11 protein-coding genes and 1 pseudogene are annotated in these 8,927 nt (G+C 73.0%); all 12 read right to left on the minus strand.

What is annotated here, in order from left to right; all coding sequences use genetic code 11:
• Positions 1–149 precede the first annotated feature (149 nt).
• The gene (locus ACFU6K_RS21300) at positions 150–1,544 is read right to left on the minus strand and encodes a tyrosine-type recombinase/integrase (protein WP_380665246.1); all 1,395 of its coding nucleotides are present in this window, start codon (positions 1,542–1,544) and stop codon (positions 150–152) included.
• Positions 1,544–1,729, minus strand: coding sequence for a helix-turn-helix transcriptional regulator (locus ACFU6K_RS21305; protein ID WP_380665248.1), 186 nt, complete (start codon positions 1,727–1,729; stop codon positions 1,544–1,546). The genes ACFU6K_RS21300 and ACFU6K_RS21305 overlap by 1 nt, the downstream gene beginning before the upstream one ends.
• A 254-nt stretch (positions 1,730–1,983) precedes the next feature.
• The gene (locus tag ACFU6K_RS21310; RefSeq protein ID WP_380665250.1) at positions 1,984–3,987 is read right to left on the minus strand and encodes a DUF3987 domain-containing protein; all 2,004 of its coding nucleotides are present in this window, start codon (positions 3,985–3,987) and stop codon (positions 1,984–1,986) included.
• Positions 3,984–4,574, minus strand: coding sequence for a hypothetical protein (locus tag ACFU6K_RS21315; RefSeq protein WP_380665252.1), 591 nt, complete (start codon positions 4,572–4,574; stop codon positions 3,984–3,986). Before ACFU6K_RS21315 ends, ACFU6K_RS21310 begins: the two co-directional genes overlap by 4 nt.
• A gap of 180 nt (positions 4,575–4,754) precedes the next feature.
• On the minus strand, positions 4,755–5,069 hold the full coding sequence (locus tag ACFU6K_RS21320) for a hypothetical protein (protein WP_380665254.1): 315 nt from the start codon (positions 5,067–5,069) through the stop codon (positions 4,755–4,757).
• A gap of 26 nt (positions 5,070–5,095) precedes the next feature.
• Positions 5,096–6,121, minus strand: a complete 1,026-nt coding sequence (locus ACFU6K_RS21325; RefSeq protein WP_380665256.1) for a hypothetical protein — start codon at positions 6,119–6,121, stop codon at positions 5,096–5,098.
• A gap of 7 nt (positions 6,122–6,128) precedes the next feature.
• Positions 6,129–6,536, minus strand: coding sequence for a hypothetical protein (locus ACFU6K_RS21330; RefSeq protein ID WP_380665258.1), 408 nt, complete (start codon positions 6,534–6,536; stop codon positions 6,129–6,131).
• Between the two features lie 20 nt (positions 6,537–6,556).
• Positions 6,557–7,570, minus strand: coding sequence for a hypothetical protein (locus ACFU6K_RS21335; RefSeq protein WP_380665260.1), 1,014 nt, complete (start codon positions 7,568–7,570; stop codon positions 6,557–6,559).
• Between the two features lie 168 nt (positions 7,571–7,738).
• On the minus strand, positions 7,739–7,912 hold the full coding sequence (locus tag ACFU6K_RS21340) for a hypothetical protein (RefSeq protein ID WP_380665262.1): 174 nt from the start codon (positions 7,910–7,912) through the stop codon (positions 7,739–7,741).
• A gap of 16 nt (positions 7,913–7,928) precedes the next feature.
• The gene (locus ACFU6K_RS21345) at positions 7,929–8,315 is read right to left on the minus strand and encodes an ATPase (protein WP_380665264.1); all 387 of its coding nucleotides are present in this window, start codon (positions 8,313–8,315) and stop codon (positions 7,929–7,931) included.
• 50 nt (positions 8,316–8,365) lie between these two features.
• Complete coding sequence (locus ACFU6K_RS21350) at positions 8,366–8,506, minus strand: hypothetical protein (RefSeq protein WP_380665266.1); 141 nt, start codon at positions 8,504–8,506, stop codon at positions 8,366–8,368.
• 17 nt (positions 8,507–8,523) lie between these two features.
• Positions 8,524–8,927 (minus strand): annotated as a pseudogene (locus ACFU6K_RS21355) (hypothetical protein); the annotation flags it as partial.

The following is an 8,927-nucleotide window of genomic DNA, read 5'->3' on the forward strand; positions in this document are numbered from 1 at the left end:
CCTCTGAGCTGCGGAAACGCAGATCAGAGGCCGTTTTCTTGTGCTCGAACACCGGTCACGCCGGATGGTCGTTTTGCCTGGTTTGTCTCACCTCGTTTCGCCCGGATCCCAGTCCTGACCAGCGGTTCCGGACCAGGCGCGGACCAAACTCAGGAACCCCCCGTCGGGGGCGCCGCGCGGCGCTGGAGCCGCTCGGTGATGAGCTGGTTCGCGTGGTCCTCGTCGCCGTGGATGCACTTCGCGTAGACCCGGAGCAGGACGGCGATGCTGTGCCCCGCTCGCCGAGCGCACTCGGCCACCGGCACGCCGGACGCCAGCCAGAGTGAAACCCCGCCGTGCCGGGCTTCGTAGGGGCGCTTGGCCAGCGGGGTGGCCCGCTCCTCCTCGCTGAAGACCTCTGCCCGCGCGGCCGCCCAGACGACGCCGTACCCGCTCTCCTGCACCATGCCGTTCCGGAAGGTCCGGAAGAGCCGGCCATCGGGAGCCGTGCCGTACAGCTCGATGTGCTCCCGCAGCAGCCTCACCAGCTCGGGCGGGATCGGTACCGGCCGGGTGGCCGACTCCGCCCGGTGCTTCAAGCCGCGGGGATCGTGGGACGCCCCGCTGTCGGTCCAGGACGACCCGACGCGGGGGCTGTTCCCGTTGAGGTTGAGCTTCCCCCAGCCCTCCGCCGGGAGAACGCACCGGTCCTTGCGCAGGTGGACCACCTCGCCCGGACGCATGCCCGCGTAGTACATGCACGCGAAGAACGCCACCAGCCGCGGCCCGCGCCGCCCCTGCCGGCCGACGGCCTCCAGCATCGCGACGGCCTGCTCGGGGCTCATGACGTACTCGGGATCGACCTCATCCTCGGCCCGAGGCGGCTGCCACTGCACCGACGGCAGCGGGTTGACGGTCAGGAGGCCGTCCTCGACGGCACGGCCCAGGACGTGGTTCAGGATCCGGCGCTTCCGGAGCGTGGTGGAGGCGGCGGCCTTGGTGCCGTCCAGCTTCACCGAGAGGGCGGCGAGCAGGCGGCGGACCATCTTCGGGTCCGCCAGCTCCGACACGTCCACCGAGTTCCGCGCCACCCAGGCCAGGGCCTTGGCGACGTCGGCCGGCGGCTCGTCGGTCCAGCGGTTCACGTTGAAGGCCCAGCCGTACAGCGCGCGCCGCACGAGGAGCTTGTCCGGCATGCCGGTCTTGCTCCTGACCAGCTCGAACGTGACGCTGGCCAGGGCGTCAGCCCAGGTCGTCCGCGTCTTGGCCGGGGCGCCGTCCCAGCGGGCCTCGACGTAGTTCCGCCCGTGCTGGTACCAGGTGACGGCGCTCTCCTCCTCCTTGAGCTTGCGCAGCTCCGAGAGGGGGAGGCCCGTCTCCGTGTCGAAGGGCTCGTGGGAGCCCGCCGCGACGAGCAGTACGGCCTTCCGGCCGTCCGCCTGGGTCTTGGTGAGGAAGGACTCCGAGAACTCCAGGCCGTTCACCGTCCACCGCACCTGCCAGGGCTTGCGGCGGTCGGGCCGGTGGCGGTGCTCCCAGAAGGTGACCTTGTAGGAGGTGGGCATCAGGCGGCCACCTCGCAGGCGGCGAGCCACGCGTCCAGGTCAGCCCGGTCGACCCGGACCTGACCGTTGGGGAGCTTGATGAGGCGCGGCGCCTGGCCCCGGGCGCGCATCCGGTAGAAGGCGGCACGGGACATGTCGAGTTCGGCGAGCACGACGGGGAGCTTGAGCAGTTCGCGCTTGGGCATGGCGAAGTCTCCTGCTGTGGGTGCGGAGGGTGACTGCGGAGTGTTGCTAGCCCTCTCGCGGGCGGCGGCAGAGGGCGGAAGCGTCAGGCATGTCAGGGGAACTCGCTGACCTGCTGATACGGCTCCTGGCCGGGCGTCAGGGGTTGTCAGGACTGTCAGGAGATCTCGGCTATCCCTGACAGCCCTGACGTGCGCTGACGGCCCGTCCGGCGGCGTATTGCCAGGTCAGGGCTTTGTCCTGACGTTCCTGACGGTTACGTGCTCGGGTCCGTACCTGCGGGGGCGCTCAGCGCCGGATGGACACGGAAGGTGACAGCCTGCGGTCGGCCGCGCTGGCCGCTCGCGGGGGGCTGGTCGGTGCGGAGCCAGCCGTGCTGTTCGAGCAGCTGCAGAGCGGGCTCGACGTCCGCGACCTTCTTGAACCGGCGGCTGCTGGCGACGGCGTCGTGGGCCTTGATGTGGGTGCGGTGGCTGCCGTCCTTCTTCGGCCGCTGGAGCCACTGGAGGAGGGCGTGAGCGTCCTCGGTGGCGGGGTCGGCGGCGATGAGGTCGAAGACGGCCAGGGTGTGGGCGGTGTAGTACTCGGCGATCTCGGCGGCGCGGTCGACGGTGGCGGCCTCGACGGGGGCGCGCCAGTCGCCGCCGACGTGGTCGGCGAGGTGGAGGAGCACCGCAATGCGGGCGATGTGGCCGACGAGTTTGCCCGCCCAGTCCTTGATGTGGGCGAGCGGCTCGTCAGGGCGGAGCTGGACCTCGAACTTCTCCTGCAACTTCTCGACGGCGAGGTCGGCGGCCTCGGTCATCTTCACGACGACCGGCTCGTCCAGCGCGGTGAGGGTGCGCAGGAGCCCGGACAGGCGAACGTCGTAGGTGGTGGCGACCGGTTCGGGGACAGGGGCGGTCCGGATCTTGCGGTAGCCGAGGTTGGAGGGCGGGAGGGAGTAGAGGAAGCGGGCGAGCAGGCCGCGGTCCCGGGCGCCGGGAGCGGCGCCGAGCTCCTGGAGGACGGCGGGCTGCGGGGTGACGCCGATGGTGAGCGCGGGCTTGTCGACGGTCGGCTGCTCGCGGGTGATCCGGTCGGCCTGGAGCCGCTCGCCCTTGTGGGCCTGGAGGAAGACGCCGAGGTTGGGCTTGCTGCTGTAGCGGCCGGCGATGCTGTCGAAGAGGTCGCCCTCGGGGCTGAGGGCGGCGAGGCAGCGGTGGACGCCGAGGTGGTGGGTGACGGTCTCGGGGGTGATGTCCCCGGACAGGGTCAGCCGCGGGGTCGGCGGGACGACGATCTCGTCGGCCAGCATCCGGGCGCCGGAGATCTCGGCTACCAGGTGGGCGCGGTCGAGGTCGGGGTTCTTGCGGGCCTTGGCCATGAGCGCCTCGACCTCGGCCAGCGCCGTCTCCTTGGCGGTCTCGGCCTCGATGATCCGGGCCCGGGACTCGGCCCGCAGCTCGTCCTCGACCCGGTAGACCGGGCCGGTCATGAACGCGAACACGTCGGACTTGCGGCTGGCCGGCGGCATCGCGCAGACCAGGTAGAGGTTGGACTGCTCGCGCCAGCCGGGCCGGATCTCCACCCCCACCCGCCCGCCGGCGGCGGTCGACAACGCGGCCAGGGACATGGTGGCGGCCATGTCGACCGGGGTCTGGGTGAACTCCGCCACCGCATCCACGTACGTGCCCACCCACCCGGGCAGGGCCCGGACGGGGAAGGTGGGCAGCGTGCCGTGAGCGCCGAGCGGGACGGGATCGAGCCAGGTCTCGCCGGAGGCCAGGTCCGCGAGGGCGGCGAGGGCGGCGGTGCGGACGGCGTCCAGGTCGGCCTGGTCGTCGCCGGCCATGTAGGCGAGGCGGCTGGTGGCGGTGTTGATGCGGCGCCGCTCGGCGGCCACGCGCACGATCTCGGCGTAGTAGTCGCCGTTCGCGGCGGTCGGGGTGGCCGCGATGCAGGTGTGCAGGTAGCCGGGCCCGCCGACGCGGACCAGGTCGCCCTGGGCGCGCAGGACCCCGGCCAGCAGCACCGGGTCGACCGGCCGTTCACCGTCGGCCATGCGGACGATGGTGCGCCAGATCGTCTCGTGTGCCAGGTGGTAGAAGGCGCTTGGATCGCCGAGCTGGGCGGCCAGCGCCGGCACTTGGGCGGGGTCGAGCAGGGCGGCGCCGATGACGGCCTGCTCGGCGGCCTTGACCTCGGCGGGCTCGGGCCGGAACGGGATCACGTTCGGGGCGTACTCGATGCTCAACGAGCTGGTGGCCGGTCCGCTCACCGGACACCGCCGAGCAGGTCGGCGACGAGCGGGGCGAGGTTGTGGTTGGCGTGCTCGGCGAGGGTGGCGACGACGGTCTTGGCCTCGTCGGTGAGCGTGTGCCCGGGCCGGGCCGTGGTGGGGGTGACGAGGATGGCGTCGGGGACCGGGAGGAGCACGGTGGCGGTCACCAGGACGGCGGGGCGGTCGGTGCGCTCGGGGCTGGCCAGCGCGGGCCACGCCTCGCCGGGGCGGGACCACGGGGCGCGCTCCCAGTCCAGCAGGCGGCCGGCGGGCCGGTGCGCGAGCACGCTGTGCCGCAGGCCGATCTTCGCGCAGAGCTGGGCGCCGCCGTCGGGGTCGACGTACACCTCGATCCGGTCGATGTCCGGGCGCACGGCCGCGTAGCCCGGGGCCATGACCGGGCTGATGGCGGTGCGCCACGCGGCGGCGGCGAACTCGGCCGGACGGAGCGGTTCGCCGTCCTCGTGGAAGTGGCCGGCGTGGCGGGCGATGTAGGCGCCGTAGCGGGAGTGGCCGTCGCTGGCGCTCTCCCGGTCGGCGGTGTCGTCGATGACGATGAGCGTGGAGTAGTCGAACTGGGGCATGCTTAGTCCATCTCTGATTGGGATGCACGGCCCCGCACTTACCGGCGATCTGCCAAGAACTGACCGGTTGGTGTGGGGCTTCGTGCTGTGTGGGAGCGGTCTGCCGATCCCCCGCGCCGTCCGGGCCCCGGCCGCTGGCTGCGGCGGTGGTCCGGGCGGCACGGCCGGTGGGCAGTCCGGTCAGATCTCGGCGGGGGTCTGGGCGAACTCGCAGGTGCCGTCGCAGTCGTAGTAGCCGCAGCCGCCGCACTCGGGGCAGTCACCGTGGGCGACGACCACCACATCCAGGACCTCGTTGTCCCAGACCTCCTCCTCGTATCCGGTGCCGGAGCCGCGGCAGCCCTCGCACAGCTCGGTGTGGCCGGGGCGGGGGTTGGCTTTCTCCTCCTCGAAGTGGCGCTGTTCGTCGGCGAGGTCGAGGGCGATCTCGTACGCCTTCTCCTCCTCGCGGGTCGGGTAGTCGGCGTAGTCGTACGTGTTGAAGTCGTCGTCCACGGTGGACCTTTCAGGCGGTCGGTGGATCAGGCGGCGTTGGTGTGGCGGACGATGATCGTCCGGGCGGGGTTGTCGGGGTCGGCGCGCATGACGAACCCCTCTCGGCCGGCCCGGCTGTCGGTGTTGTTGGTGTTGGTGTTGGCGCTTTGACCTGCGCCAACGTTGGCAACAACAGGGACCCCCTCCCCCTCCCGGGAGGGGGAGGGGAGCGGCGGCACGTCCTCGTGGTGGACGCCGGGCCCGTTGCCGACCGGGGTACGGACCCCCGGTCGGACCGGGATGCCGGCCGCGGTGAGGAGGGTCCGGACGGCCTTGGTGGAGGACTCCCAGCCGGGGTGTTCGTCGGCCAGTTTCGCGGCCAGAGCGGTGAGGAGAACGGACCGGCTGTCGGAGGTCATGCAGGCGGTCAGGATGTGGGTCTCGGCGGGGGTCGGAGCGGTGGTCTCGGGCCCCTCCTCCTGCTCCTCCTCGACCTCCGCGTCGGGCCCGTGACCGTCGGTTCCGGAGGCGGTCTCCTGGGCCGGTTCGGCGGGGGACGGTTGCTGTGCGTGGTCGGGTTTCTGGCCGAGGATCAGGGCGGCGACCATCCACAGGGTGAGGCCGCTGGTGATGGCGACCGGGGCGTAGTGGCGGACGGCGGGGACGCCGGCGAGCAGGACGGAGCAGACGACGGCGCACCCGGCGGCGACCAGGACGGGGTGCTTCGGGCGCTCTCCCAGCGCTTCGAGGGCCTTGGCTCGCTGCTCGGGGTCCTTGATCTTCAAGGCCTCGGTGCGCCGTTCCTTCCAGGCGCCGAGGCTCTGGGCGTGCTCGGCGCGGACGTCGGCGGCGCGGGTCCGGAGCGGGGTGAGCAGGCGGCGGTTGCCCTGGCGCAGGGCGGCGAGGGAGAGGCCGCCGAGGTAGGGGTGTGTGGGCCGCTTGCCCTTCAGGGCTTCGAGGGCGGCGGCGCGGTCTTCGGGGTCCTCTATCTCGCGGGCGGCGGCACGCAGTTCGCGCCACGCGGCGAGGGTCTCGGCGTGCAGGGCGAGGTCGTCCTGGAGGTGGGTGGGCATCGGTGCCTCAGCCGATGAAGGAGTTGAGCACGCCGCTGAGGACGGACGCGGGGATCGCCCAGAACCCGCCGGCCGAGGCGTAGAGGCTGGGGGCGATGGCCCCGCACAGGGCGTCCTTCCACGGCCTGGGCTTGAACCCGAAGACCGCGATGGTCAGGACGGCCGCGGTGGCGCCGGTCTGCCAGTCCCCCAGCGCCGCGTTGCCCTGCAGGGAGGCGCCCAACTGCTCGCCGATCCCGCTGAGCTGCTGGAACGCGGTGCCGGCGTTCGCGGCCAGCAGGCCGATGCCGAAGGCCCAGAACGGGACCTGGTCGTCATCGATCGTGATCTTGTTCTTGCCGCGGACACCGACGTAGAGGTACATGGTCGTGACGGTGGCGGCGCCACCGGCGCCCATCGCGATGAGGCTGCTCATGGTGTCTGTCTCCTGACGGGCTAGAAGAGGGGGAGGGCGGCGACGAGGGGGCCGAGGCCGGTGGCGACGGCGAGGCCGGCGGCGACTGGCACGCGCGAGACGATCAGGATCAGCAGGGGCACGGGGCGGCGGACCTCGCTCACGCGCAGGCGCCCGCGGTCGCGCAGGTGGAGGTCGAGGGCCCATCCGCCGGCGGCCAGCAGCAGGCCGACGTAGGGGCCGCCGGGGGTGATGACCTGGATCAGGCCGGTGGAGTAGCCGCCGATGGCGGAGATGGCGGTGAGGACGCACCAGCGGCGGACGCGGCGGGCGCGGTCGGAGGAGCCGGCCTTGGCGCGTGCGGCCTTGCGGTGCTGGCGCCGGGCCCTGAGCTTGGCCTCGCGCTGGTCGGCGAGGCGCTGGCGGCGGTGGCGCAGGTCGCGCTGGGCGGGGGTCTCCCCTGCGGCCGCGAGGGCCCGGTCCTCCTCGGCGCGGGCGCGCTGCTTCTCCAGCTCGTGCTCGGCGGCCTTGCGGGCGGCCCGGTCCTCCGGGGTCTCGGAGATCCGGTCCGCGAGGAGGTCGACCAGGCCGACGAGGTCGTCCCGGTGGGAAGGGCGGTCGGGGGTGAGGATGTCCTCGACGCGGTGGCGCGCCGAACGCTCCTGGGCGCTCTCCCCGACCTTGCCGAGCGCGGCGTCCATCCGGGCGCGCTGGCCCGCGAGCATCTCCTCGTACTCGACCTGCTGACGGGCCTGGCGCTGGGCCTCGGTCTCGGTCAGCAACTGGCCGATCTGGTCTCCGACCTGCGAGGCGATCGTCGTGGCCTGCTCGGACAGGATCTTGCCGAGCGGGGCCCAGAACGCCTCGGCGGCAGCCGCGACGCCGGGTGCCCCGACGGCGGTGCCGGCGCCGGTGCCGATCGGGACCGGGGTGTAGACGGCGCCGCCCGGGCCGGGGATACGCGGGCCGTCCTTGCGCCACCACTCGCCGACCGCGGGGTCGGGGGCGGGCATGCCGGCGGTGGGCAGCTCGGACGGCGGCGGGGGGATCGTCATCGGTCCCCCCGGATGAGCGCGCGGAGGCAGACGATGATGATCAGGGTGTCCACCGCGAGGAAGATCGTGCACAGGATGTAGCCCATGAGGGTTCTCCCTGTTCAGGGATGGTGCACGCCCCCCGCACACCTGGAGCGTGCGGGGGCGCGTGCACCACCGGGGGCGGGGTCAGGAGGAGCGCCACCATGCGCGGGGCGCCGGCGCGGTGTGCCAGGCGGTGGTGGACCGGCTGGTGCGGTGGGAGTCGATCTGGCGCTGGCCGTCGCGGTCCGCGTCGCGGACGGCGGCGGCCCGGCGCTGCTGGCCGGACTGCGGCTGCTGGTTGCGGCGGAAGATCTGCATCAGGTCACGCGCTCCTTCAGCGGTCGACGACGGGCTTGTCGAGGTCGCGGTGGGTGAGCCGGACGGTGGCGCCGGTCTTGGCGAGGCGCCGGGCGAGGGCCATGGCGACGGTGGCGGCGCGGTGGCGGCCGCCCGCGCAGCCGATGGCGATGGTCAGCGGGGCCTCGGTCGGGCCGGCGTCGTAGGCGTCGGCCAGCAGCGCGGTGCCCGCGATCAGCTCGCGGATGCCCGGGGTGGCCAGGACGGCCTGGCGGACGGGCAGGTCGTGGGCGCTCTGCCGACGCAGGGCCGGGTCGACGTGCGGGTCGCGGAAGTGGCGACGCAGGTCGAGGGTCAGGGTCGCGCTGGGCAGGTCGGCGTGGAGGTAGCCGAAGCTGACGATCTCGATGGTGGTCAGGGCCATGACAGTGTCCTCCGGGTGCGGCGTGGCGGGGTGGGGCCGGGGGGAGAGGATCAGATCTCTTCGCAGAGCAGCCGGTAGCAGGCGTCGCAGAGCGGGCGCACCCACTCCTCGTTGCAGACGTCCTGGACGTACGGGTCCACGATGTCCTCGACGTCCGGCTTGGCCTGGCCGCAGTCGTCGCAGGTCTTCACGTCGGTCTCCTTCGAGGTCAGGTGGCGGGGGTGAGGGTGTAGCCGGAGGCGATCAGCTCGGCGGCCTCGGTGCGGCGTCCGGAGGCGGTGGCGAGGGAGACGTCGAGGGCCTCGGCGATGGCCTGGAGGGTGACGGCCTCGGGGTTGCCGCCGGCGGCGAGGATCATCCGGGCGACGCGGCGGGTGGCGCGGGCAGCGGGGGTCAGCTTCGCCGCGTCCTCCGCTTCGACCGCGCGCAGCTCCGTTTCAGCGGCGCGCTCGCGGGCTTCAGCGGCACGCGCCCGGGCCGTGCGCGCTTCCTCTTCGTGCCCGGCCTGGACGCGCCGGGCGTCGGCGGCGTCGCGGTCGGCTTCGGCCTTGCGCCGGGCCGCTTCAGAGGCGGCCTCCTCGGCTTCAGCCGCGCGCTTGGCCGTTTCAGCCG

This window comes from Kitasatospora sp. NPDC057512, from assembly GCF_042802135.1.
In the GTDB taxonomy this organism is placed as follows: domain Bacteria; phylum Actinomycetota; class Actinomycetes; order Streptomycetales; family Streptomycetaceae; genus Kitasatospora.